23 protein-coding genes are annotated in these 23,958 nt (G+C 52.0%); 13 read left to right on the top strand and 10 right to left on the bottom strand.

The window, feature by feature from the left end:
- Positions 1-193: 193 nt before the first annotated feature.
- From GON22_RS24500 to GON22_RS24510, 3 genes are all read right to left on the bottom strand, one after another.
- Positions 194-2,044, bottom strand: a complete 1,851-nt coding sequence (locus GON22_RS24500) for an LTA synthase family protein (protein ID WP_160398704.1) — start codon at positions 2,042-2,044, stop codon at positions 194-196.
- A gap of 38 nt (positions 2,045-2,082) precedes the next feature.
- Positions 2,083-2,832 carry an antibiotic biosynthesis monooxygenase family protein gene (locus tag GON22_RS24505; RefSeq protein ID WP_160398705.1) on the bottom strand — a complete coding sequence of 250 codons (750 nt, stop codon included), beginning with the start codon at positions 2,830-2,832 and terminating at the stop codon, positions 2,083-2,085.
- 119 nt (positions 2,833-2,951) lie between these two features.
- On the bottom strand, positions 2,952-4,661 hold the full coding sequence (locus tag GON22_RS24510) for a M14 family zinc carboxypeptidase (RefSeq protein ID WP_160398706.1): 1,710 nt from the start codon (positions 4,659-4,661) through the stop codon (positions 2,952-2,954).
- A gap of 222 nt (positions 4,662-4,883) precedes the next feature.
- On the opposite strand from GON22_RS24510, the gene GON22_RS24515 reads away from it, so the two are divergent.
- Positions 4,884-5,117, top strand: a complete 234-nt coding sequence (locus tag GON22_RS24515) for a DUF1450 domain-containing protein (RefSeq protein WP_160398724.1) — start codon at positions 4,884-4,886, stop codon at positions 5,115-5,117.
- A gap of 125 nt (positions 5,118-5,242) precedes the next feature.
- Positions 5,243-5,749, top strand: a complete 507-nt coding sequence (locus GON22_RS24520; protein WP_160398707.1) for a ferritin — start codon at positions 5,243-5,245, stop codon at positions 5,747-5,749.
- Between the two features lie 140 nt (positions 5,750-5,889).
- Here the strand turns inward: GON22_RS24520 and GON22_RS24525 are convergent, their stop codons facing one another.
- A complete protein-coding gene (locus GON22_RS24525) occupies positions 5,890-6,234 on the bottom strand; it encodes a hypothetical protein (RefSeq protein ID WP_160398708.1) in 345 nt (114 codons plus the stop codon).
- Between the two features lie 124 nt (positions 6,235-6,358).
- Positions 6,359-6,568 carry a hypothetical protein gene (locus tag GON22_RS24530; protein ID WP_160398709.1) on the bottom strand — a complete coding sequence of 70 codons (210 nt, stop codon included), beginning with the start codon at positions 6,566-6,568 and terminating at the stop codon, positions 6,359-6,361.
- Positions 6,569-6,726: 158 nt separating this feature from the next.
- Between GON22_RS24530 and GON22_RS24535 the strand changes: the two genes are divergently transcribed.
- The gene (locus GON22_RS24535) at positions 6,727-7,476 is read left to right on the top strand and encodes a GNAT family N-acetyltransferase (protein WP_160398710.1); all 750 of its coding nucleotides are present in this window, start codon (positions 6,727-6,729) and stop codon (positions 7,474-7,476) included.
- A gap of 103 nt (positions 7,477-7,579) precedes the next feature.
- Positions 7,580-7,813: a hypothetical protein gene (locus tag GON22_RS25870; protein WP_237179335.1), complete on the top strand. Its 234-nt coding sequence runs from the start codon at positions 7,580-7,582 to the stop codon at positions 7,811-7,813.
- Between the two features lie 54 nt (positions 7,814-7,867).
- On the opposite strand, the gene GON22_RS24540 is transcribed toward GON22_RS25870, so the two are convergent.
- The 3 genes from GON22_RS24540 to GON22_RS24550 form a co-directional block, all read right to left on the bottom strand.
- Positions 7,868-8,203, bottom strand: a complete 336-nt coding sequence (locus tag GON22_RS24540; RefSeq protein ID WP_160398711.1) for a DUF1904 family protein — start codon at positions 8,201-8,203, stop codon at positions 7,868-7,870.
- A 96-nt stretch (positions 8,204-8,299) separates the two neighbouring features.
- Positions 8,300-10,189: a prenyltransferase/squalene oxidase repeat-containing protein gene (locus tag GON22_RS24545; RefSeq protein ID WP_160398712.1), complete on the bottom strand. Its 1,890-nt coding sequence runs from the start codon at positions 10,187-10,189 to the stop codon at positions 8,300-8,302.
- A 178-nt stretch (positions 10,190-10,367) separates the two neighbouring features.
- Positions 10,368-11,213: a MurR/RpiR family transcriptional regulator gene (locus GON22_RS24550; RefSeq protein ID WP_160398713.1), complete on the bottom strand. Its 846-nt coding sequence runs from the start codon at positions 11,211-11,213 to the stop codon at positions 10,368-10,370.
- A gap of 152 nt (positions 11,214-11,365) precedes the next feature.
- Between GON22_RS24550 and gnd the strand changes: the two genes are divergently transcribed.
- The 6 genes from gnd (at position 11,366) to GON22_RS24580 (ending at position 18,710) form a co-directional block, all read left to right on the top strand.
- The gene (gnd, locus tag GON22_RS24555; RefSeq protein WP_160398714.1) at positions 11,366-12,262 is read left to right on the top strand and encodes a phosphogluconate dehydrogenase (NAD(+)-dependent, decarboxylating); all 897 of its coding nucleotides are present in this window, start codon (positions 11,366-11,368) and stop codon (positions 12,260-12,262) included.
- 1,621 nt (positions 12,263-13,883) lie between these two features.
- Positions 13,884-14,540, top strand: coding sequence for a MarR family winged helix-turn-helix transcriptional regulator (locus GON22_RS24560; protein ID WP_160398715.1), 657 nt, complete (start codon positions 13,884-13,886; stop codon positions 14,538-14,540).
- Between the two features lie 60 nt (positions 14,541-14,600).
- A complete protein-coding gene (locus GON22_RS24565; RefSeq protein WP_160398716.1) occupies positions 14,601-16,043 on the top strand; it encodes an aryl-sulfate sulfotransferase in 1,443 nt (480 codons plus the stop codon).
- Positions 16,044-16,072: 29 nt separating this feature from the next.
- Positions 16,073-17,116 carry an ABC transporter substrate-binding protein gene (locus GON22_RS24570; protein WP_160398717.1) on the top strand — a complete coding sequence of 348 codons (1,044 nt, stop codon included), beginning with the start codon at positions 16,073-16,075 and terminating at the stop codon, positions 17,114-17,116.
- 16 nt (positions 17,117-17,132) lie between these two features.
- Complete coding sequence (locus tag GON22_RS24575; RefSeq protein WP_160398718.1) at positions 17,133-17,909, top strand: ABC transporter ATP-binding protein; 777 nt, start codon at positions 17,133-17,135, stop codon at positions 17,907-17,909.
- A 24-nt stretch (positions 17,910-17,933) separates the two neighbouring features.
- Positions 17,934-18,710: an ABC transporter permease gene (locus tag GON22_RS24580; protein ID WP_160398719.1), complete on the top strand. Its 777-nt coding sequence runs from the start codon at positions 17,934-17,936 to the stop codon at positions 18,708-18,710.
- A 128-nt stretch (positions 18,711-18,838) separates the two neighbouring features.
- On the opposite strand, the gene GON22_RS24585 is transcribed toward GON22_RS24580, so the two are convergent.
- The gene (locus GON22_RS24585) at positions 18,839-20,071 is read right to left on the bottom strand and encodes an aminopeptidase (protein ID WP_160398720.1); all 1,233 of its coding nucleotides are present in this window, start codon (positions 20,069-20,071) and stop codon (positions 18,839-18,841) included.
- A gap of 155 nt (positions 20,072-20,226) precedes the next feature.
- On the opposite strand from GON22_RS24585, the gene GON22_RS24590 reads away from it, so the two are divergent.
- From GON22_RS24590 to GON22_RS24600, 3 genes are all read left to right on the top strand, one after another.
- A complete protein-coding gene (locus GON22_RS24590) occupies positions 20,227-20,406 on the top strand; it encodes a YjfB family protein (RefSeq protein ID WP_160398721.1) in 180 nt (59 codons plus the stop codon).
- 132 nt (positions 20,407-20,538) lie between these two features.
- Complete coding sequence (locus GON22_RS24595) at positions 20,539-21,252, top strand: futalosine hydrolase (RefSeq protein WP_237179336.1); 714 nt, start codon at positions 20,539-20,541, stop codon at positions 21,250-21,252.
- Positions 21,253-21,256: 4 nt separating this feature from the next.
- Positions 21,257-22,132, top strand: coding sequence for a 1,4-dihydroxy-6-naphthoate synthase (locus GON22_RS24600; protein WP_160398722.1), 876 nt, complete (start codon positions 21,257-21,259; stop codon positions 22,130-22,132).
- A gap of 106 nt (positions 22,133-22,238) precedes the next feature.
- Here GON22_RS24600 and GON22_RS24605 read toward each other — a convergent pair whose 3' ends face one another.
- The gene (locus GON22_RS24605) at positions 22,239-23,486 is read right to left on the bottom strand and encodes an S-layer homology domain-containing protein (RefSeq protein WP_160398723.1); all 1,248 of its coding nucleotides are present in this window, start codon (positions 23,484-23,486) and stop codon (positions 22,239-22,241) included.
- Positions 23,487-23,958: the final 472 nt, after the last annotated feature.

A 23,958-nucleotide genomic window follows, 5' to 3' on the forward strand; every position in this document is an offset into this window, starting at 1 on the left:
AACGCAGCATGTGACACCATCCGTTCATAAGTTATTACCACTATTATACTATATTAACGCGGTGTCGTGTTAAATTACATGCACATAAGAAAGGCTGCCGAGACTTTCTCGACAGCCTGAGGGCAGAATCCTCTGCCCTCCTATTTGTGCGTCTTGCTAATGAAGGCTCCCGCCCGCCCACAGCCGGGCAGCCTTATTTATCCGGCAATTGCTTCACGTAGCTGTCGGAGAGCTTCAGAAGCTCCATGCCGCGGGCATATTGCTCTTCAGACGTTCCGAATGAAGTGACCGTATTGTCTTGCAACGAGTAGTTAGAACCATCTGCATATGCGTTGCCCGTCAGGAAGATATGATTGTCTGTAATGACAGATCCGGTCGGCAGGAAGTGCCGCATCGGCAGCAGGTTCGAGCTCTCATTCAAAATATCTTGGCCGAAGTGAATTTGGTTGTCCATCGAAACGCCCACTAGGTTGGCGATGGTAGGCATAACGTCGATTTCCCCGCCTGTGTGTTCAATGAGAGCAGGAGAACCGATGCCCCCGGCATGAATGACGAGTGGAACATTAAACATGTCCGAGTAGCCATATTCATGTCCGAGCATATCTTGCAGCAAATCTTTTTCCTTGCGGTCGAGCGAATAGAGCGACAGCCCTTGATGGTCACCGTAGAACAGGACGATGCTGTTGTCCCACAGGCCATCGGCTTTCAGGTCGTCAATAAACTGGCCAAGCGCGTAATCGGCATAGTTTTGGGCGAGAAGGTAATTGCCTACGAGCGTATCCTCGAATTGTTCAGGCAATTGCATTTTTACTTTCGATTCCGGAATATCGAATGGGTGATGGGAGCTCATGGATATGACCTGCGCATAAAATGGCTGCTCCGCCTGATCCATTTTCTCCAATTGCTTCGCTGTCTTCGCAAACAGAACTTCATCCGATGCGCCGAACGCAACATGGTCCTCGTCACCGAAGAACGCTTGGTCGTAATAATGGTCCCAACCGAGTGCCTTATACAGCTCGATGCGATTCCAGAATTCAACCTTGTTCGTATGGAACGTTGCGGTCGTATAGCCATTAGCGTGCATGAGCTTCGGTAAGCTCGGCAATGCTTTATCCACATTATGCTCGGTTGCAGCCTCGTGCTTTGGCACATATAACGACGTATTGACGACATATTCAGCATCTGACGTCGTGCCTTGCCCAACCATCGTGAAGAAATTGTTAAAATGAATATTTTCCGCAGCAAGCTTATTCATGTTCGGCGTTACTTCTTTGCCGTCGATTTTGAGCCCAATGAGAAAATCTTGGAACGATTCCATTTGCAAAATAATGACGTTCTTGCCTTTTGCAGTGCCGAAATAACGTGGAGCTTCAGGCGATTGCAGCGCTTTGATCGAATCAATCGCTTGCTGTGTAATCTCGCTCTTATCGATAATTTCCTCGTCTTCCGTGCTGTCTGCGAAGATCGTGTATACCTCGTAGTTCAGGATGCCCATCTCTTCGGCTTGCTTGTTCTCATTCATGCTCGCGCGGTTAGGCCAGATATTGAACAAGCATAGAATGACGGATATGCCAAAAATAATCGAAATCACAGGCTTGTTGATTGGCTTCATCACAGCAGCTTGGCGAATTGGCTTTGCTCGCGGGCGCCATACTAATACAGCAATGACGATGATGTCCAAGAAAATAAGCAAGTAGTACGGGTCAAGCAACGAATAGGTGCTGTTGCCCACTTTTGTAACTTTATCGGCCTGGCTAATTGCATGATACGTAACGATAATGCCGTAATATTTGTAATACATGAGAACAGTGAAATAGAGCAGTGAGAATAATAAATTGGCGACCATGTAATATAAAATTTTCCGCTTCGTTGCAAGCCACTCGATCAGGCAAAAAATAGCCCAGAAGAAGGGGATTTCCGTTACAAGCGTCATAGCGGAAGGGCCTTCGTCGAATACGACAAACCAGGCTAACGCACCTTTAATCAATAAGAGGACAGTGAAATAAAAGAATCGTCGGTTCAGTAATCTTGATAGTAGTGACAAACCTTCCGCACTCCTTTTCTATTGCTGGTAATCTCGACTTATATGTTTGGGGAATAAGGCTCTTTTGGTGCAACAGCATGTGCTTGTTCATACAGTCGAATACGGGGCAGCTTCGGCCAAACCCCACAGAAAGAAGCCTTCATTCGGCGAAACACCCCATGAGCCAATACCCCAATTGCTTTGCGTTGACGCAGGCTAGCCCGAAAATGCTGCCGATTCTCGAATTGGCCGATTTGAACAGCCATTCGGCCATCTTGGCTAAGCAATAAACTCGTCGAAATATAGCCAGGCTGCTTGCGTACGTGTGCCAACGCGCGTTCAAAAGAGGCAAGCAGCTCATTCTGTTTGCCTGGCGTTAGCTTAAACGTCACGACACAGTAAAACGGAACCGTTCCTTGCCCAATTGCAGTATGGCTATTGCCGGTTCTATGGTCAACACGCTCGACATGGTAGCGGTTAGGCATCGCGACCGCCCCAAAGCTGGATTCATCGCTAATTGCTTGTGGGCTTAATTGAATAAGCGAAAGTACATCTTTGCCATTGAGCCCTCGCAAAATAGCGCCGCTTTGCGCAAAGCCTTCTTCATATACGCGGTCTAGCGAATCAATCGCATGCTGCAGTTGATCCTTCTGCTCGTGCCGCCATAGTACAGGGAAGGGCTGAAGCCTAATTCGTTGGCTATCTCCAGCATCTAGGAACATGGCTGTTTGTTGCCGGCTTGCAGCTTCTGGCGCCGTTTCAGGCTGCTTGCGATCATCAGCTGTGGCCACTAATTGTTCAGCACTCATAGGTGTGTGCTCCTCGCCTTAACAATCTATATAATTGTATTCTACAACCACTTGTCTTATTGTCAACCAAATAAAAATGGACATCTCGCGAACGAGATGCCCATAGGTTGGAAGCTTATCTATTCGTTTGTCGTGCTGGAAGATGATCCGGTTGGATTCGCCGGCTGTTCGCCTGTTTCCACTGAAGGGCTGGATCCGGTTTCATGCTCGCCGGCAGGAGCGGGATTTGAATCCGGCGTACTTGGATTTGTCTCCGTTGCAGGCGTTTCCTCGGCTGGATCCGTATTGTTATTGTTATCCTCAGGCTCAGGCGTTTGAGTTGGATCGGGCTTCGTCGGTTTTGCTGGAACGGCATGCACCGTGCTTGCTTTGATCCAGTAAGTGCCAGACGGCGTTTTGACAAGCAGCCATGTTTTCCACTTGTCGATGACTGGCAAGGAGATGCCAGCGGATAGCTTATCTTGCATCGGCTCTGCGTCAAGCGGCGAGCGGTACATTGCAATCGCTTGGTCCGCAGTTACGAGCGGCTCGGCAATCGGATCAAATGGTCCGGCTAACGTATACTTGCTATTAATCCAGCGTGATCCGCCGGCAACTTTAATTTCAGCCCAATCGCCTTTGGTGCGAAGCAACGTATATTTCCCTGTAAAAATCGAGTCTATCTGCTTCGCGCGAAGCTCAGGCGAGGCGTAGGCAGTCTCCGTACGCGTAAGGCGAATTGCTCCTGTAGCTTCTGTCGCCTTCTGGCTTTTCATCCATTGGGAATACGCGCGCTCTGCGAACATCCAGCCGGTGTCGCGATTTTGTCCCCAGATGCGATTCCATTCGGATAATGGCACATGGCTATTGCCGTTAGCACGGCCTAGCTCTGGCGTAAGCGCCGGTTTATGGAATTGGGTAATAAACCAATCGGTAAAGCCTCCACCTGATGGGTTGGCTGTGGGAGCCACGAGCCGATAACCCGTCATGGCGGCATAAGACGTTGCAATCGCACGGTCCCGGCTTACGTTTTCCGCAAGCGTATGAAAATTCCAATACACAATTTCGCCAGCAGTATGATAGGAGATCGCTAGCTCAGGGTTAATCATTTGGGCAAGATTGGCCATCGCTTTGGATTCTTTCGCCTGCAGCGGAGCGGCGCCTTTGTAGTTCATATAATGAGGCGCGGAAGCCGGGTTCGCGATGTATGGCCATTGGGCTGGATATTGGCGATTGAGATCGACGCCTTTGCCGTTAGCCTTCCATCGTTTGAAATTCGCGCTGCCATCGTTCATTCGAATGAGTGCAGGGCGGTCAGCTGCAGGAAAGGCGCTCGGTCCCTGCTGTTGAAGGGTGACGCCGTCGGGATTAACCATCGGAACGATGCGGAAGGTTACATGATCAAGCAATTCGCGTACGCGAATGCCGTTCCAGCTCGCATTATTCTCATAGGCTTTGGCATAGTATTCTGTCATGGCCATCAGCCAGATGGTGGTCATCCATTCACGTGCATGATGGGAGCCGTTCAATAAAATAATAGCCGGGCCTTTGCCAAGCTCGAAACTCAATAGATCGCGGCCGTATTCGCTCGAACCAATTGAAGATGGCTTGATGAGGCCAGGATATCGGGCTGCAAGCTTCTTTATGTCGCTCGACATGACCGAATAGCTGTACACTTGGTTTGGCTGTACGATAGATGAAGATGGAGCTGGCACAGCTGCGTAACTATGTGGGGCAGAAGGCGCCAATTCCAACACAGAAGAGATGCCCCCTGACCATAGGGATAAGCTGAGTGCGGCAGCTGTAGCAGTTTTTACTAATTTAGAATGATAGCGGAATCTTTGTTTCATATAAGTGTGAAACTCCTTTCTCATGATAGCGATGACATAATTCGACAAATCGCTAACCAATTCCTTCAGGAATCGAAAAAGAAGAAGTTTGACAATCTAATGAACACAGGCAAATGGACAGGAATGGCATATTTGCTATTGACAACGAGAATGATAATTCTTATCATTGATGATAGAGAATAATTCTCAATGAGAACGATTAATCCAATGAGAGCGTGCGGGGTGAAAGCGTTGAAAATTAAGTATTGCACGAAGAATCTTAAAAACTACGATGCAAAGCCAGTTTTTAAAGCGGTGAAGAACGAGTTTCCTGATTTGAAGCATAAGAAGGAAGAATGCCTTGGCCGCTGCAGAGTGTGCAAACATGAATGCTTCGCTATGGTCGGCAAGTCAACGATCGTAACTGCCCCCACGCCTAAGAAGCTTCGCAAAAAAATCCAAGCTGCTATTGGCTGAGAACGGTTATCTTCATTTATGAATTTTTGCCAGCGGGACCTTTTTTTCATTGTCGATTGCAGGCGGGGTATACTATACTTAGTTCAAGCAAACGACAAGAAATGATTGGAAGGAGCGATCCCGCAATGAACGATACATTAGTTGAAGCGTTGAATGAACAGATGAACTTTGAGTTTTACTCCGCTCACGTCTACCTTGCCATGGCAGCTTACTGTTCGGCAGAAAGCCTTGATGGATTCGCTAATTTCTTCATCGTGCAGGCAGAGGAAGAACGGTTCCACGCGATGAAAATTTATAAGTTCCTCAATGACCGCGGCAGACGCGCCACGCTTGGCGGCATGGACACGCCGAAGAACGAATATGCATCGATGCTTGAAGTGTTCGAAGCAGGCTACCATCACGAGCAAGTGAACACGAAACGGTTTTACCATCTGTCTGACCTCGCTTGGAACGATCGGGAGCATGCAACGATTGGCTTCTTGAAATGGTTCATCGACGAGCAGGTGGAAGAGGAAGCGCTGTTCGACGGCATCATCCAGAAGCTGAAGCGCATCGATAAGGATAGCAACGCCTTCTACATGATGGACGCTGATTTCGCAGCCCGTTCATTTACGCCGCCAGCAGGCGAATAATGGAATATGCAATTGACAAAGAACCGAAGAGCGTGAGCCCTTCGGTTCTTTTTTGTCCATTGGGAAGTTATTCGTAAACGCAGCTATGCGCAAAACGAAAGCTGGCCCATCCCAAGGACAGTGCCAGCTTGTACGCTTCATTATGAGGAGATGCGATGTGATGCCACGATCCGGGATTTTAGCCCTTGCAGCTGACGCTTGGACAATGGGAGATTTTTGTACTCGGTAGCATCGCGGCCAAGGCAAACGCTATCTTCATTCATCGAAATTACTTTTTGCAGATTGACGTAACAATTGGATGCTACTGCAGCGAATGTTCCTTCTTGCGTCAATTTGGCTAGCTGCTCACTGGACATCGGTTTCTTTAAGTTATAGTTGACGCCATGAAAGCTGACCAGGCCTTGCCGATTTACTTTGAAGAATAGAATGTCTCTCTCGACTTCAAAGTCATACAAATTGTGAATCGGATCGGATGCTATACGCATTCTTCCTCAAGCCCCCTCGTTGGAAGATATTATTGTTAGCGCTTACATTATAACACGACCATATCGACATGGGAATAGGAAGTTTGGGCTACTCGAACAAAAAAAACAGGTGTGAAGCAAATGCTCACACACCCATTTTTCTGCGATGGTTATTCGGTTTTTTCTTATTTTGTGTTTTCATTTCAGCGACGCCGCTTTGTTGATGCTGCTGTTGGCCAGGACCTTTGCCTTGCTTCTTCTGTGCGAGAAGGGCTTTCGCTGCTTCTGCTTGGGAGAGCTTCTTTGGTTGCTGCTCTTCGGCTGCAGGTGTCACTGCTTCGTTTTGTTCGCTCATGTGCAATAACTCCTTTAATCTTAACGGTTAATGTGAACGATAGCATGTCTTGGCAGCAAGGTCAAGTGGGGATAGGGTGTGTTGTACATTCGGTTGTATGTTTATTCATTAAAGTGTATAATTATAATAACAAGAACAGAAGAGAGAGGGATCGGAGCATGCAAGGGAAGGTAGAGGAACTAATGATGAATGCTTGGCCAGCACTGCGGACAGTCATGGTCGATGGGTGGGTGGCACGTTTCTCCAACGGATATACGAAGCGTGCGAATGCTGTATATCCGATGTATAACACCGGAATCGAAGCCGATTGGCAGGAGCGGATTGCGGTGTGCGAGCGTTTATATGCTGAGCAGGGGCAGCCGGTCATTTTTAAACTGACGGATGCACCTGAATGGCTTCAATTAGATGAGCAGCTTGCCGGCTATGGCTACAGCGAGGAGGGGCGAAGTGTCATTATGGCGCAAACCTTGGATAGCGTACCAGAGCCGAGCTTGTATACCGTTGAGATGAGCGTGAAGCCCACAGATCGCTGGATAGCCCAATATTTAGAAATGTCGGAGGCGAGCGATCCTGCTGCTGGAGCGGCAATGAAACAAATTTTGAACGGGATTATGCCGCTGGCCTGCTTCTTTACGCTTTATGATGGGGATCAAAATGTAGCGTGCGGGTCAGCTGTGCTGGAGCGGGGCTATGTGGGGCTTTATGATATCGCGACTGCGCCCGCCTATCGTAACCAAGGCTACGGGGAGCAGCTCGTGCTGAATATGTTGAAATGGGCGAAGCTTAGCGGGGCGCAGCAAGCCTATTTGGCAGTTGTGAGCGACAATGCGCCTGCGGTTCGATTGTATGGGAAAACGGGCTTTAAGCCCGCTTACCGTTACTGGTACCGGACGTTGGCTACCTCATAAGCAGCATGTACGGAAGCGATAGCAACATTTGGGTAAAATTGGCGTATATATCCATGGGCACCCTCGACATATCGATTGAAGAAAGGAAAGGTGCAGGCGACCTATGGATGATTACAGCTCAGCAAGTGTATTTGGCGGTTTTGGCATCCTTTTGTTGTTTTTCATGTTCTTTGCCCTTATCCTGGCCGTCATTCATATCGTTACGATTGTATGGGCGTTCCGGGATGCGCTTCGGCATGGCAAAGAGCCGTTGTTTGCTTTAGGAATTGCGATCATGATCTTTTTCTTCCCGATCATAGGCTTTATCGTTTATCTGCTTATTCGCAAATCAAGCTAAAAAGACGGCTTGCTGGCGCATCTTCATCGCGCGTGGCAGGCCGTCTTTTTTGGATTATAACGCCGAGCAAGGCACGCCATCGATATAATAGCTATCCTCACGGTACGTTCGGAATGCAACTTCGATGTCAGTAAGGCCTAGGTTCGCGAGCTGCTTGGTAATGGCTGCAGCTACTTGGCCGCGCACTTCGTCGCCGCGCTCGAACCATGCTACCTCGGCGAAGGGAAAGGATTGTTCGCCTGCGCCGCCATAGACAGCGGTCGTATGCAGGCAATCCATTGTGAAATTGTCCGTTCCGCATTGGCAGATGCTCGCTAATTGCTCGGCAAGCTGTTGTGCAACGGGATGAAGCTGCTGGGGAGAGATTCCTCGGAATAATAGGTGGGGCATTGTTCTGCACTAGCTCCTTTGTTAACGCATCGATGAGGATGCATGTGGTTGCTTGTATTGTAGCATGATTCATGATTGGGCTGCAGGGCGCTTCGTTTATCCCGGATGGGTGCGGAATTTGCGTTCGATTCGTGCAAGCGTCAGGAGCGGCCAAATCCAGTTGTTGCTTTCATAATGGACGTACACGGTGCCAGCAAGCCCAGCGCCTGTCGGGTAGCGGGTCCACTGTTGAGGCGGCAATTCGAGCATGTGCAACAGTGCATGTACGCCTCGCTCCAGCTCCGGCGTTGGCGAAGGGGAAGAGGCTGTGAGCGCGTCAAGCGCCCATGCGGTTTGGGAAGGAGTGCTGAAGCTTAGCGGCACGTAGCGGCGGCGTTGGTCGCTATAGCATGATTCGCCCCACCCCCCATCAGGCTGCTGGATCGAGAGCAGCCACTTCACAGCACGCGTAATTGCCGGATGGCCGGGGGTGAGGCCGATTGCCGTTAGGCCAAGCACAGCGGCTCCCGTTCCATGCGTATACGTGATTCCCCAGCGCCCGTACCAGCTGCCATCCTTTTCTTGCTGGGAGAGCATCCACCTTGCAGAGCTCGACATCCATCGCTGCTGGGTGGACATGCCGAGCGATTCGCCGAGCATGTGAAGCGTTCGCCCTGTCAAATCAGGCGTCGACAAGTCGTTGACGATCTCAGCGGCTCCCGTAAAGCCGAAAAGACCCTCAGGCAGCGGCTTGCCGTTACGCTCGAACGCTGGCCAGCCACCATCGTCGTTGCGCATGGAGAGCAGCCAGTTTAACCCACGTTCCCATGGCTCGGAAGAAGCGGCATGTCCTTGTGTTGGCATGTTCGAATGGGGTTGAATAATGCGGAGGGCAGCGGTTGTACAATCGCAATCCGGGTATCGTGTATTGACGTAGGAGAAGCCCCAGCCTCCTGGCGAAGTGCCGGGATTGCGAATGCGCCAATCGCCGTATCTCGATTGCTGGCGTTCTTGAATGAAACGGGCTGCGCGTTGCTGGGCTGGATGCGCAGGCGTAACGCCAGCTTCACGCAATGCATAGGCGAGCATGGCGGTATCCCACACCGTAGGCGTAGCGATTTGGACCATAGGCGGGTTGCCGCATAACAGCGAGCGTATGCCTTGGATTGCGCCAGTAATAATGGGATCGGTAGGCAGCCGGCCAACGGAATTGAGGGCGAACAGCATTAGCACAGTAGCGGTTGAGTAAGTGAGGAGCGTGCCATCAGGTTCGATTCGTTCCAGAAGGAAGGTAACGGCAGGCTCATACAAAGGGGCATTGCCGCCAGCTAGTAGGCCGGAGAAGGCGCCGAATAAGCTGTTAAGCGCAGAAACAATGGGGGAGTCATTGTCAAAACGAGGCGGTCCGCCGAGAAATAGCTCGGACAAGTCCGGCGTATAAGCCGTTCGAAGCGCAAAACGCTTGTTGGCCATGATGAGGATCGGGACCAGGTGGACCCGTGCATGTCCAGACAGCTGAAACAGCCTCGGCAATGGGCCTTTGCTGTCAAAGCATGCACTTAGCGGGATTTGGAGCGATTGGGGCCATTCGGCTTGGCCGGCTGCACAGAACAGCGCTTGCGTTAATAAAGAGCGAATTTTGGCAAGCCCGCCTTGCTCGCGAATGAAACGTTTTGCAGTAACAATGATGGGGTCACTTTCGGTATAAACGCCGGAAAGCAAAAGCGCTAGCACGGCTTCAGCCGTTGCTTCCAAGCTGCCTTCACGTTCATCGGGGAACAGCCGCCATACGCCTTCTGGCGAGCGGCGCGAGACGATTCGCTCTGCGAGGGACCGTATGAGCGGCTCATCTCGAACATCCAGCAGCCGAAGCACGGCCAAATAATAGCAGTCGCTCATCGTGCCGCAATCGATACACATGCGCCAGGCGCCATCTTGCGACTGGCCGGCTAGCAGTTGGGTTTTCATCGTTTCAATGCGATGCCGTAATGCAGTCCAATCGATCACGATGCTCCGCCTCCATCCGATGCAAGCTTTGCCTTATCTATATGCGGCAGGGGAGGCGGTTACGTCGATCTGGCGGATTTAGGGCTAGCTTTTTCGTGAACGCGTGCTGTTCCCGACGGGCAATGAGCATCGTGATGAGGCAGCGCATGCTGTTGTGGGCTCCGTTATTTTTGAACGCTTAAAGGCGCGTATCCGAAATTGCTTCACGTACCTTCTCCATCGAATGCTTCGCATCCACGCGATCACTCATCATGACGTTAACGTAGAGGGCGTCGATCAAACTAAGCTGTCCGATCCGCGACGCGAGCGCTTCCGAGCGGTATTCGGTTTCCTCGGAGCTCGTATAGAGCGCGACGTCGACCTTCTGGCTGATCGGCGACTTGGGAAATCCGGTAATGCCGATCGTCATGGCACCGTTTTCAATTGCGGTTTCGAGAATGCGAATCGTATCTTTATTCGTGCCGGAATGCGAGATGACGACCGCGACATCATCCTTCGTCAGTTGGGCGGCGGACATCAGCTGAAAGTGCGAATCCAAGAAGGCGAACGATTGCTTGCCGGAACGGATAAATTTGTGAAAAGCGTCCATGGCGATAACGGCTGAACCGCCTGTGCCATAGAAATGAACGCGCTGCGCGCGAACGAGCCGTTCCACCGCACGTTTAATGGCATTGCCGTCTAGAATTTGATACGTATTTTCGAGCGTTTGAATATTGGATTTGAACACCTTCTCAGCGACGGTTTTCTCGTTATCCTGCTCGCTGATTTGCTCATAAATTTGCTGGACCGGGCTTCGAACTTCGGTAGCAAGAGCGATTTTCATCGCCTGATAGCCTTTGTAACCGATCCGTTTGCTGAAACGGAATACGGTCGCTTCTGCGACATTCAAATCCTCGGCGACTTCGTTTATCGTGCTATGAATGAACTTTTCAGGGTTGTTAAGCATGTAGTCGGCAATTTTTTTCTCTTTCTCGCTGAACCTGGCATAGGAGGAGCGAATTTTGCCGAGTATGTTTTGAACCATGTCGACCCGTTCCCTTCTGTTAGGAGGCTTTGCGTTAGTATACCATATTCAACGGGTGTGAAACTTATTTTGATTTTTCGGTTTACGTTATGAAATATTTTTCGTATACTTGTGTTAGGAAGAAATTTTTTTTCAAGGGAGTATATATCATCATGAAAATCGGTATCGTTGGACAAGGAAAAATGGGTTACAACCTCTCGCTTAACGCAATGGATCATGGCCATCAAGTTGTTGCTTTCGACGTAGACGCAGCAGCAATCAAACGGATCGAGGAAGCAGGCGCAACTGGCGCAGATTCACTTGAGAAACTCGTAGCACTTATGGAAGCGCCGCGCGTTATCTGGATGATGGTTCCAGCAGGCGAATTGACGGAGAACGTTATCGAGACGCTTCGTCCGCTCCTCTCGGCTGGCGACACGCTCATCGACGGCGGAAACTCTAACTATAAAGACAGCGTTCGCCGCAGCGAATCGCTGTTGCCGCAAGGCATTCACTACCTCGACGTTGGCACGAGCGGCGGCATGGAAGGCGCACGCAACGGCGCTTGCGCAATGATCGGCGGAGACGCTGGCGCGTTCAAGGCTGTTGAGCCATTGTTCGCAGACATTTGCGTAGAAAACGGCTACCTGTATGCAGGAGCAAGCGGCAGCGGCCACTTCCTCAAAATGGTGCACAACGGCATCGAGTACGGCATGATGCAATCGATCGCTGAAGGCTTCGAAGTGCTGGAGCGCAGCGGCTTCGACTTCAACTTCGAGCAAGTTGCGAAAGTATGGAACAACGGTTCCGTTATTCGCTCGTGGCTGATGGAGCTGACGGAAAATGCATTCTCCAAAGACGCGAAACTTGACGGCCTCAAAGGCGTTATGCAATCGTCCGGCGAAGGCAAATGGACGCTGGAAACGGCGCTCGACCTGCAAACGGCAACGCCGGTTATCGCAATGTCACTCATGATGCGTTACCGCTCGCTGCAAGACGACACGTTCTCGGGCAAAGTAGTAGCAGCGCTTCGCAACGAGTTCGGCGGCCACGCAGTCGTTAACTCCTAATATAAAAGCCTCGGCCCTCCGGAAATTCCGGTGGTGCTGGGGCTTTTTTTTGTGCGCTGTGATGCCGCAGCGCTCGGGGCGCGGGCGCGCTTAGATGGCAGTGGCTGTGGCTGGACACGCAAGGGCCTCGTTTGCCCGAGGCCAGCAGCTGCGTAGTTATGCGCCCGTTGGCTGTAACCGCTAGCAGCGAGCCACTGGCTATGGGGCAATGCGCATATGAAAATCGCAGGCTGTCGCTAACGGACCGTATGGCCGTTATTTGGAGTAAAATCGCGATTTTTTAGACGTAACGGACCTGAGAGACCTTATTTGGTGAGTTTGCTGCGTTAACGGAGCATTTGCAGCTATATAACGACCGCTGGGTCCGTTAGAAATTCAAACGGCTGTATTTTGGGCAAATAACGGCTCCTGGGTCCGTTAGCGACTGCGGGCGTGCGGATCCAGATGCGTGAGCTAGAGTTGGCGTAGGCTGCAAGTGCGACATGAGTAGGTGAGACGTAGTTACATGAGGAGGTGAGATGTAGTTACTGGAGCAGGTGCAGACGATAGTGTTGGAGTAGGGGCGTGAGTTTGAGCAAGTTTTTTTGGAGGTGCAGGGGGGGACAGGGAGCGGGAGAAGACAAAGGTGAGGCGCAGGTACTGGTGCTGGAGTAGAGGCAGTAGCATTAGCTAAATTCGTATTTGATCGCGCAGGCTGTGGCTAACGGACCGTATGGCCGTTATTTTGGGTGAAATTGCGAATTTTTAGCTGTAACGGACACCAGAGACCTTATTTAGTGAGTTTGCTGCGTTAACGGAGCATTTGCAGCTATATAACGACCGCTGGGTCCGTTAGAAATTCAAACGGCTGTATTTTGGGCAAATAACGGCTCCTGGGTCCGTTAGCGACTGCGGGCGTGCGGTTCCAGATGCGTGAGCTAGAGTTGGCGTAGGCTGCAAGTGCGACATGAGTAGGTGAGACGTAGTTACATGAGTAGGTGAGATGTAGTTACTGGAGCAGGTGCAGACGATAGTGTTGGAGTAGGGGCGTGAGTTTGAGCAAGTTTTTTTGGAGGTGCAGGGGGGGACGGGGAGCGGGAGAAGACAAAGGTGAGGCGCAGGTACTGGTGCTGGAGTAGAGGCAGTAGCATTAGCTAAATTCGTATTTGATCGCGCAGGCTGTGGCCAACGGACCGTATGGCCGTTATTTTGGGTGAAATTGCGATTCTTCAGCTGTAACGGACACCAGAGACCTTATTTGGTGAATTTGCTGCGTTAACGGGGCATTTGCATCTATATAACGGCAGCTGGATCCGTTAGAAATCTAAAAGGTTTTATTTTGGGCAAATAACGGCTCCTGAGTCCGTTAGCGGATAGAGGTGTGGGTGCAGGGGGGAGCGTGTCGCCACAGCAACAACAACAGCACCGACAACAACAATTTTAAAATACCTACTTGACGGGTATGAATTAACGGATTAATATAAGGTCAACAAATTGATTTAAATCTAATTCAATTGCTGCTCATTATTTTAAAGCTAAAATAATGAGCGTTGAATGATCAAACATATGCCGATTGGACCAACCAAAGGCTCGCATACGCTTCAATCTTAATGGCGGCTCTCGTCATGACGGATTGAACCGGATGTCGAGCCTTTTTTGTTGCCTGACGGCAAGGAGAGGGGCGCATCGCATAGACACGAGGGAGACAGGAACGCTCGAAGAACTGGATTGGCTGTTTCGCAAAATGGTCCGAAAGTTCGTCAAGGAGCGCGACAAAATTACGATTGAAGGCATTACGCTGCCGGGGCTGATGATTTTGAACAAAATCGTCCGCGACGGTGAACAACGGTTAAGCGACCTAGCAGAGGAGCTTGACTTCACCTCAGGCGCGATAACGGCCCTATGCGACAAGCTGGAAGAAAAACATTTTGCCGTCCGCAACCGCAAGCCGGAGGACCGGCGTACAGTTTTGCTAGACATCACGGCGCAAGGGCGCGCGATGCTGGATCGCCATAAGAACATCGGCCCAAGCAGCATTGATGTGCTGTTTGGAGGTTTCACAGCCGAGGAGCTGGACGTGCAGAAGCAAACGTACCGGCGAATGATCGACAATCTCGAACGATTGTCGGAGACGATTCTTTCACTGGCCAAGGACAATGCTGAGCAACCGGACAACGTCGGGAGCAGGCAGCAACAGCCGCAAGCGGCGGAGATGGATAAGCCACAGGCGCAAACGCAAACGCAGGCGCAAATCCAGACGCAATCGCAACAAGAGAAACGGAACTTTATCAGCTATTAAATAAAGCGATTAAAGAGATAGCTACAACCAAACAAAAACGAGCTAAGGGAGACATGAACTATGGGACATCCATCTATTTATCCGACAGGCACGACGGTATTTAATCCAGAGAAAGCGTGGGGCGGCTACACGATTTTCCAAGCAGCTGACCAAGGCGCACTGCTGATCGATATGAGCGGCAAAGAAGTTCATTTGTGGAAAGGGCTGCGTGGGTTCCCGAACAAAATTTTGCCTGGCGGCTACGTCATTGGCAGCACGAAGGAGCGCGACCCGCGGTTTGGCTTCCAAGATGAAGTGAATCTGGTTCAGGTCGATTGGGACGGCAACATCGTCTGGAAGTTCGATCGCTATGAATATATCGAAGACCCAGAGAATGAACCGCAATGGATGGCCCGTGCGCATCATGATTACCAGCGGGCTGGCAATCCGGTCGGCTATTATGCGCCAGGCCAGGAACCGCGCACGAATGGCGGGAATACGCTTATTTTGGCCCATAAAAATGTGCATAAGCCTGAAATTTCCGACAAGCTGCTGCTCGACGATACGATTATCGAAGTCGATTGGGAGGGGAACGTTGTTTGGGAATGGGCGGTCAGCGACCATTTTCACGAGTTAGGGTTTGATGAAGCGGCTAAGAATGTATTGTTCCGTGATCCGAATGGCCGTTCATTCGGCAATGACACGGGCGGCGATTGGATGCATATCAACTCGATGTCTGAGGTTGGCCCGAACAAATTTTACGATGCTGGCGACGAGCGTTTCCATCCGGAAAATATTATCTGGGATGCGCGCGAGTCAAACATTATTGCGATCATCGACAAGAAGACCGGCAATATCGTCTGGAAGCTCGGACCGGACTATTCGCTGCCAGAAGTGAAGCATCTTGGCTGGATTATCGGCCAGCATCATGCGCACATCATTCCTAGAGGGTTGCCGGGCGAAGGCAATTTGCTCGTATTCGATAACGGCGGATGGGCTGGCTATGGCTCGCCAAATCCAGCTTCGACGTACGGCCAGAAAAACGCAGTGCGCGACCATTCCCGCATTCTCGAAATTAATCCGGTGACGCTGGAGATCGAATGGCAGTACACGCCGACGGAAGCGGGCTTCCAAGCGCCGCTCGATTCGTACCGGTTCTATAGTCCGTATATTAGTTCGGCACAGCGCTTGCCTAACGGCAATACGCTCATAACGGAAGGTGCGGACGGCCGACTATTCGAGGTGACGCGCGACCATGAGCTTGTGTGGGAATATGTTTCGCCTTACAAAAATAAACGGAACGCCAACATGGTATACCGTTCGTATCGCGTGCCTTACGAGTGGGTACCGCAGTTGAAGAAGCCGGTAGAGACGGCGATTGAGCCGCTGGATATCGCGTCATTCCGCGTACCGGGCGCTGCAAGCACAGGCTCTGATTCGGTCGTAGAGATAGAAGGTGCATTCTCCTACGAGGATGGCGCGCTGTGCGTCGCACGTACGGATGAGAAGTTGGACGACAATTAACATACACAAATCATTGGGGGTCGATAGCCATGTTGAACATAAACCATTACAGAATCAAATTCGTAAGCTTGATTGCCGTCTTGCTGCTCGTAACCGCCGCTTTGGCGGGTTGCGGATCGAAGGACAAGCCAGCAGAAGCTGCGCAAGCGGACGGCACGAAGCAGGATCAAATTTCGATCAAAATCGCGGATATTTTGTCCAATCCGGTATTCCGCGTCGCGAAGAGCAAAGGGTTGTTCGACAAATATGGCATCGACGCTAAGCTTGTTACTTTTGCAACGCCGGCAGAAGGCATTAATTCGTTGTTCATTAAGCAGGTAGACGTCGCATACGGCGCGGACTTTCCGATTCTAAACGCGGCAAGCAAAGGCGAATACTCGATCATCGCGACGACTGGAACGGGCCTGAGTGATGAAAGTGCAGCGCATTGGAAGCTCTATGTACGCGACGAAATCCAGAAGCCGGAAGACCTGAAGGGCAAGACGGTAAGCAATTTCCGCGGCACATTCATTTCTTACCTGTGGGATGACTACCTGACGCTAAACCATCTTACGTTGGACGATGTGAAAGTCGTTGGACAGGGCGGTTTTGACGAAGCGTACGTGGCGTTGAAAAAAGGTGAGGTCGATGCGGTTTGGGCCTACGGCGCAGCGATGATCAGCAAGTTTGAGGCCATTGAAGGCGTCCATCAGCTGTCGGATATGTCGAAAACGAATGTGCGTACGGGCGGTGACCTGATTGCGCCGGATTCGCTCGTGAAGGAGCATCCGGAAGCGATTGCGAATTTCATTCGTGCGCTCGACGAGGCTTCGCAATTTATCAAGTCCAATCCAGACGAGGTTGCGGACATTCTTTATAAAGAAGTGAAGCAGCCGAAGGATGCGACATTAATGGATCTGCCAGCGCAAAATTGGACGATTGGCTTCACGAAGGAAGCGTTCGACAGCTTGTCCAAACAGAAGAAATATATGGTCGATAATGGCGTCATTAAGGACGACTTCGACCTCGCTGGCAAAATTTCGCTCGATGCTGTTAAACAAGCGGTTCCGAACCGCGTCACATACACCAAGTAACGAAGGAGGGAACGCGATGTCTCTGGGAGCCCCAGCGAATGCGATTACCATTGAACGGTTGAACAAAAGCTACGCCATGCCGAAGAAAGGCGCGCTCCACTATATCATTCAAGACGTTGACCTATTGATCAAAGGCGGCGAGTTTTTCGTCCTGCTCGGGCCGAGCGGATGCGGCAAGTCGACGCTGCTCAATATGATTGCTGGCTTCGTCTCGAAATCGGGCGGCCAGCTCCGCGTCGGTGAGGTGGAGGTTGATAAGCCGGGACAGGATCGGGCGGTCGTATTCCAGCAGGCGGATTCATCGTTATTCCCTTGGCTGACCGTTCGGCAGAACGTTGAATTCGGTTTGAAAATGAAAAAAATGCCGAAGGCGCAGCGAGCGGCCATTTCGGAGAAATATATTGCGATGGTTGGGCTTGCCGGGCATGAGAACAAGTTTCCGCGAGAGCTGTCAGGCGGCATGAAGCAGCGGGTGCAGCTTGCCCGCGTGCTGGCCAATGATTCGGCTATCCTGCTTATGGATGAGCCGTTCGGTGCGCTCGATGCGATGACGCGGCGGACGATGCAGAGGGAGCTAAGCAGCATTTGGCGGGAGACGAACAAGACAGTTATTTTCGTCACGCATGATATTCAAGAAGCGCTGCTGCTCGGGCAGCGGATCGGCATTATGTCGGCGGGGCCGTCGTCCCAGATTACGCATATTTATGATGTGCCGCTGGACTATCCTCGGGATATTTCGTCGCCTGCTTTCCATGAGCTGGACCGGACGATTCAGGGGCATTTTGATCACTAACACTAAGGAAAGCGGGTCGTTCGGATGAATATCTTTAAGTACAAATGGGTGTCGTTAGTGGTGCTGTGGGTGGCTGGCCTCGCCATCTGGCAAGCGGCTGCAGCCGCATACGGGCCGGAAATTATTCCGGGCCCAGACGATACGTGGAAGGGCGCGCAGGAGCTGCTGAGCGATGGCTCGCTCGTTCGTTATATCGGCATTAGCTTTTACCGAGTGTTTATCGGCTGGGCGCTGGGCAGCCTGCTCGCGATTCCGATTGGACTGACGATTGGGAAGGTGAATGCGATTCGCGTGTTCGCAGAGCCATTCCTTAACTTCATCCGATTCATTCCCCCGATCGCTTTCATTACGCTGTTTCTCGTCTGGTTCGGCATTGGCGAGCAGTCCAAAATCGCGCTGATCCTCTATGCGACGCTGTTCATCGTCATTATGAATACCTTGACTGGCGTACTCGCCGTCGAGGAAGACAAGGTTCGCGCGGCGAGAAGCATGGGCGCTTCGGAGTGGCAGATTTTGCTCCACGTTGTCGTGCCAGCGACGATGCCGTACATCTTCACCGGTATCCGAATTGCGATGGGAACATCGTACATGGCCATTATCGGGGCAGAAATGATCGCGGCGAACGAGGGCGTTGGCTTCCTTATTTGGAACTCACGCTTATACTTCCGCACGGATTGGATATTCGTCGGCCTGATTAGCCTTGGCCTGATGGGCTTCGTGACGGATCGGCTCGTCGGCTGGTTCGGCCGGAAGGCGCTGTACCGCTACGGCGTTATCGGCTCGGGACCGATAAGGCGGTAGGGGAGGGCGGGCGCACAGGTGGGTAGGGCATAAAAACCTGCCCTATTCACCGTCAAGGCGCTCCGCGCCAACACCAAAAAGGCAGTGCAGGAGCGACTCCCTGCACTGCCTTTTCAACTTACACCAATTTAGAACGCCCAGTTCCCCTTGCGGAACACAGGCTCGGCTGTACCGTCGGCGAGAATGCCGTCGATGTCCATTTCGGCGGATCCGATCATGAAGTCGACATGCGTGATGCTTGCATTGACGCCTGCTGCGACGAGCTCCTCTGGCGTCATTTGCTTGCCGCCTTCGACGTTGAATGCGTAGCCGCTGCCGATGGCCAGATGGTTCGACGCGTTCTCATCGAACAGCGTGTTGTAGAACAAAATGTTCGATTGCGAAATCGCTGATTCATGCGGCACGAGCGCGACTTCGCCGAGATAATGCGAGCCTTCGTCCGTTTCGACGAGCTGCTGCAAAATATCTTGGCCTTGCTGCGCCTCCGCCTTCACGATGCGCCCGTTCTCGAACGTAATCTTGAAGTTGTCGATAATGTTGCCGCCGTAGCTGAGTGGCTTTGTGCTCGACACATAGCCGTTAACGCCGTCGCGGTAGGGCACGGTGAAAACTTCTTCCGTCGGCATATTCGCCATGAACGGAATGTCGTTCTTCGTCTCGCTAGCTGCGCCAACCCACAGGTGCTTCTCCGGCAGTTCGATCGTTAGATCGGTGCCCGGCGCACGGTAGTGCAGCTTTGCATAACGTTTGTCATTGAGTACATGAACCTTAGCATGCAAATTATCGTTATGGGCAGCCCATGCTTCTACCGGATTCGGCGTACTGAGGCGCACCGAGTCGAAGATGGCTTTCCACAGCTGGTCGACGGCTTGCGCGGGTTCTGCATTCGGGAATACCTTAGTTGCCCAAGCTTCCGAAGCAGCAGCGACGACGGTCCAAGCGACTTGGTCGGATTGAATCGCGCGACGGTAGTTTTGCAAGCCAGTGCCGGCCGCTTTCTGATAACTTCCGATGCGGTTTGGATCAATGCCTTTGAGCAAATCCGGGCTGGACGATACGACAGCAACGAATGCAGCGCCGCGATTAATGAATGCGTCGCGTTTTTGTGTTTCCCATTCTGGGAATTCCGAGAAAATGCGGTCCGCGCCTTTCTCGTATTTTAACCGGGAGGTCACTTCATCCGTCCATTCCATATGAACGTTAGCTGCGCCTGCCTCATAAGCTTGTGCGGCGATTAGCCGGCCAAGCTCAGCTTGGTCGATGGAGCATGTGACGAATAGCTCCTGTCCCTCTTGAATGTTGACACCGACCTTCACGATCAGTTCTGCATACTGTTCGAGTTGTTGTTTGGTTACGGGCATGCTTAGTTCCTCCCTGCATATGTAGGTAATGTTCTCCTCTTATTGTACCGCGAATGCGAGCAATAATCGAATTGCCCAAGCCCTAAGCTAAGATGTGGAAAATGCTGTCGAGCGGGCGCGCTTCTGCCGATAGAAACCATAAGGGAGGGATGAACATGGATATTGCAGCACTATCTTCGGCGATGAGCCGCTCGGCATTATCGCAAGCTGTAGGCATTTCACTGCTGGGCAAGGCAATGTCGCAAGCGGAAACACAGGCGCAGGGCATCGTCCAAATGATGCAGCAGCAATCGGTTCAGCCGCATCTTGGCGGGCAATTAGATATTCGCGTATAAAATGGCAGCAGGCGGCATCGGTGAACCGGTGCCGTCTTTTTTATGCATAAGCAAGCCAAACTGAGAAGTTGTAACCCCCACTCGAATCGTGTAAACTCGGCAATAGTCGTTAATTAACATAACAAGCGGGAGATGGGGAGATTGAACAGCAGCGAAATGAGCAGCACACCAGGGGAGACGAAAAAGCTGCAGGAAAGCCGCATTCTAATCGTTACGGCTGTTGAAGCGGAGCGGGAAGCGGTGCTTCGGGGCTTAGGGGAAACAACGCAGGTTGACGTTATTGCGGCGGGCGTTGGCCCGGCGGCATCAGCGGCGAATACGGCGGCAAAGCTAGCCCAATCCAACATGCAATATCGCCTTGTGATCAGCGCAGGCATCGGCGGCGGATTTCCAGCACAAGCGGCAATTGGCGATATCGTCGTTTCGACGCGAATCATTGCCGCCGATTTGGGTGCCCAGACGCAAGAGGAGGGCGGGTTCCTCAGCGTCGACGAGCTTGGTTTTGGTTCATCCCAAGTTGCGGTCGATTCGGCTGCCGCATCGCGCCTAAAGGATGCCTTGCTAACAGCAGGCATGCGCGCCACATGTGGAGCTGCACTGACAGTGTCGACCGCTACAGGCACGGCTGAACGGACAGAACAGTTGGCGAAGCGCAATCCAGACGCCGCATCCGAAGGAATGGAAGGCTATGGCGTAGCCGTTGCGGCACAGCTGGCGGGCATTCCTGCCATGGAGCTGCGGGCAATTTCGAATGCGGTAGGCCCACGGGACCGGGCTGCATGGCGAATTGGCGATGCGCTGCAGTCACTAACTAGAGCATTTGATATTTTGACGGAGGTGCTATGACATTATGGCTCTAAACATTGCTTTTTCACCTTGTCCCAACGATACGTTCGTTTTCCACGCATGGGCGCATGGGCTCATTCCTGGCGCACCGGAGCTGAACGTGACATATGCCGATATTGACATTACGAACAAATGGGCAGCGAAGGGCGAGGGGCCTGAGGTGCTCAAAATTTCTTATGCAGCGCTTCCCTACGTATTGGATGAATACGCGCTATTACCATGTGGAGGTGCGCTTGGACGCGGCTGTGGGCCGCTCGTACTGGTGAAGGGCGGAGAGGGCGAGCACCCAATGAATCCGGCCTCCCTCGCAGGGAAGCGGGTTGCCGTTCCGAGCGACCGTTCGACGGCGTATTTGCTGTTCCGGCTGTGGGCAGCCGATCACGTTCCTGGCGGGCAACTGGATATCGTCGTCATGCCGTTCCACGAAATTATGCCGGCTGTACGCGACGGATTGATCGATGCAGGGCTCGTTATTCACGAGGCTCGCTTCACCTATCCGAACTATGGCTTGCAGCTCATGCAGGATCTGGGCAGCTGGTGGGAGTCGGATACGGGGCTCCCTATTCCGCTTGGCGCGATTATCGCCCGCCGTTCGATGGATATCGCTTCGCTTGCCCGCTGGGCGCGTGCATCAGTCGAATATGCTTGGGCGCATCCCGACCAATCACAGGAGTATGTCATGTGCCATGCGCAGGAGATGTCGCCTGAGGTTGCGAAGCAGCATATCGATTTGTACGTGAATGAGTTTACAGCCAATCTCGGCGAGGATGGATACGCGGCGGTAAGCGCATTGCTCAATCGTGCAGCGGACGAAGGGCTTGTGCCACGCGTTGACCCGAAGAAGCTGTTGTGGCAGGAAAATTCCGAAACGGTTCGCTGAGAAGCACGGAATCCATCCGTAACATCTCGCAATATAGAAAGCAGCATGCCCGTCCTTGTTGGACAAGCATGCTGCTTTTTGGCATTAGGCGCTAGGCTAGAACGAGTTATGCCTTCTTCGCTGCAACTGAGAAAATAACGGTCTTCGCAGTATTATCGACTAAGACATTAACGGTGTCCGACCCTATCGTAATCTGTTTGGAAGCAAGAGGACGGCCGGCTTCCACCTCGGTACATACTGCTGCGAACCACTTATGGAACGCAAAAGCGTCGTAGCCGAACAGCTGATTGCCGAATAGCTGAACCGCCTCTGTATTGCGGGCAAGCGTGCCTTCCCGCAAGCGTACGGTTATGCCGTAGGTGTTGTAAGCAGGGTCCAGCCACATCGCAACTTCTTCAGTTGGCTTCTCTGCGCCTGGCGCGCCGCCGCTTAGCACGGCGTTGCGTTCGTTCTGGTCCTTGAACAAGCGCAGCGTCGTGTTGAGCAGGTCGTGATTCGCGCCGCGCAGCTCGCCGGCTTTCACGAGAGCATCATAAGCATCCCACATCCGCTTGTCCGGGAATACGATTACCTTCTGCCCGCCGCCTGAGGTTGGAACGAGCCGTTGCAGCTTGTCTGCTGATGGTGCAACGGGAATCCGTTTGCTTTTATCCGTCAACCGGTTCAAAATAACGAGCGATTCCGCACGCGTCACATAATCGCCAACGCCGAATCGCCCATTCGGGTAGCCTTGCATTATGCCCTTCACGAGCGATTCCGCCATAAATTTCTGCATCCGGTCTGATGCGCTCGTCAAATCGCCATACGACTGCGCAACGGAGTGGCTGAACTGCTCGTCCTCCAAATACTCGGTCTCCTGCAGCGCATAGTACAGCACTTCCGCTACATTTTCCCGCGTCATATTTCCTTGGAAGTCGCTGTAGCGTCCTTTGTTCAGAAAATGCAGGTCACTCGCTACGTCGATAAAAGGCTTCGCCCAATAGCCGGTTGTGCCTGGCTTAAAGTCATAATAACGATAGTCCTGCGACAGAATCGTCCGATTCTCCTCGCTCAGCGAGTCGAGAAACGTTTGCCGCCAGCTGCGCTCACCGTTCGGATGCAGGTCCGTGTAGGACAAAATGAGCATTTTAATAAACTGGTCGACCTTCACCGGTTCATTCGGCCGGAAGCTTCCATCGGGATAACCGTCCAAAATGCCGCGTGCGACCATGTCCTCAATCGTAGCCTTACCCCAATGCTTGTTAATATCTGTAAATGCAGTAGTCTGTGCGGCATGCGCCGCAGGCAGTGGAGTGTTCATAACGCCTGTCACTAGCAGTGCGCCTATTGTCAGAATAACGGTCCAACGTTTCATGTCGATCCTCCTAGTTGTCGTTTCATGGTTGAAATTCGACAGTATTTAATTAACCACATTATGGTGAGATTGTGAACGGGTCCCGATGACTATTGTCGAAGCTGGGGATTTGGTTGTAGAAAGATAAGGCGATATGCCCATAAAAAAAGAGCCCCAGAGGGACTCTCATAACGGTGCTTGAACGCGCAAAGCGGCTGAATAGGGCAGGTAAATGTACTCTATTGGGGCTTGAACGCGCAAAGCGGCTGAATAGGGCAAGTAAATGTACTCTATTGGGGCTTGAACGCGCAAAGCGGCTGAATAGGGCAGGTGATTCTGCCCTATCCAACCGCCTTGCGTTATCCGCGGGTAGCGTCAAAAAGTTTGTGTAGTAGATTTATCCATCAGGAAGGCGAAGCCTGTTAGTTGTTGTTGCCCCACTAGGGGGCATCGTTCAAACAAAGGCGCAGGAGGCTTTTCACATCATCCTCCG

Source organism: Paenibacillus sp. MMS18-CY102 (assembly GCF_009789195.1).
Taxonomy (GTDB): domain Bacteria; phylum Bacillota; class Bacilli; order Paenibacillales; family Paenibacillaceae; genus Paenibacillus_T.

Coding starts and splice junctions, on each gene's coding strand:
- GON22_RS24580 (WP_160398719.1), top strand. CDS start 17,934: ATGAATATCTTTAAGTACAAATGGGTGTCGTTAGTGGTGCTGTGGGTG.
- GON22_RS24510 (WP_160398706.1), bottom strand. CDS start 4,661: ATGAAACAAAGATTCCGCTATCATTCTAAATTAGTAAAAACTGCTACA.
- GON22_RS24560 (WP_160398715.1), top strand. CDS start 13,884: ATGTCGAGCCTTTTTTGTTGCCTGACGGCAAGGAGAGGGGCGCATCGC.
- GON22_RS24585 (WP_160398720.1), bottom strand. CDS start 20,071: ATGCCCGTAACCAAACAACAACTCGAACAGTATGCAGAACTGATCGTG.
- GON22_RS24540 (WP_160398711.1), bottom strand. CDS start 8,203: ATGCCCCACCTATTATTCCGAGGAATCTCTCCCCAGCAGCTTCATCCC.
- GON22_RS24550 (WP_160398713.1), bottom strand. CDS start 11,213: ATGGTTCAAAACATACTCGGCAAAATTCGCTCCTCCTATGCCAGGTTC.
- gnd (WP_160398714.1), top strand. CDS start 11,366: ATGAAAATCGGTATCGTTGGACAAGGAAAAATGGGTTACAACCTCTCG.
- GON22_RS24535 (WP_160398710.1), top strand. CDS start 6,727: ATGCAAGGGAAGGTAGAGGAACTAATGATGAATGCTTGGCCAGCACTG.
- GON22_RS24595 (WP_237179336.1), top strand. CDS start 20,539: ATGGGGAGATTGAACAGCAGCGAAATGAGCAGCACACCAGGGGAGACG.
- GON22_RS25870 (WP_237179335.1), top strand. CDS start 7,580: ATGGATGATTACAGCTCAGCAAGTGTATTTGGCGGTTTTGGCATCCTT.
- GON22_RS24570 (WP_160398717.1), top strand. CDS start 16,073: ATGTTGAACATAAACCATTACAGAATCAAATTCGTAAGCTTGATTGCC.
- GON22_RS24530 (WP_160398709.1), bottom strand. CDS start 6,568: ATGAGCGAACAAAACGAAGCAGTGACACCTGCAGCCGAAGAGCAGCAA.
- GON22_RS24605 (WP_160398723.1), bottom strand. CDS start 23,486: ATGAAACGTTGGACCGTTATTCTGACAATAGGCGCACTGCTAGTGACA.
- GON22_RS24520 (WP_160398707.1), top strand. CDS start 5,243: ATGAACGATACATTAGTTGAAGCGTTGAATGAACAGATGAACTTTGAG.
- GON22_RS24575 (WP_160398718.1), top strand. CDS start 17,133: ATGTCTCTGGGAGCCCCAGCGAATGCGATTACCATTGAACGGTTGAAC.
- GON22_RS24525 (WP_160398708.1), bottom strand. CDS start 6,234: ATGCGTATAGCATCCGATCCGATTCACAATTTGTATGACTTTGAAGTC.
- GON22_RS24590 (WP_160398721.1), top strand. CDS start 20,227: ATGGATATTGCAGCACTATCTTCGGCGATGAGCCGCTCGGCATTATCG.
- GON22_RS24565 (WP_160398716.1), top strand. CDS start 14,601: ATGGGACATCCATCTATTTATCCGACAGGCACGACGGTATTTAATCCA.
- GON22_RS24505 (WP_160398705.1), bottom strand. CDS start 2,832: ATGAGTGCTGAACAATTAGTGGCCACAGCTGATGATCGCAAGCAGCCT.
- GON22_RS24600 (WP_160398722.1), top strand. CDS start 21,257: ATGGCTCTAAACATTGCTTTTTCACCTTGTCCCAACGATACGTTCGTT.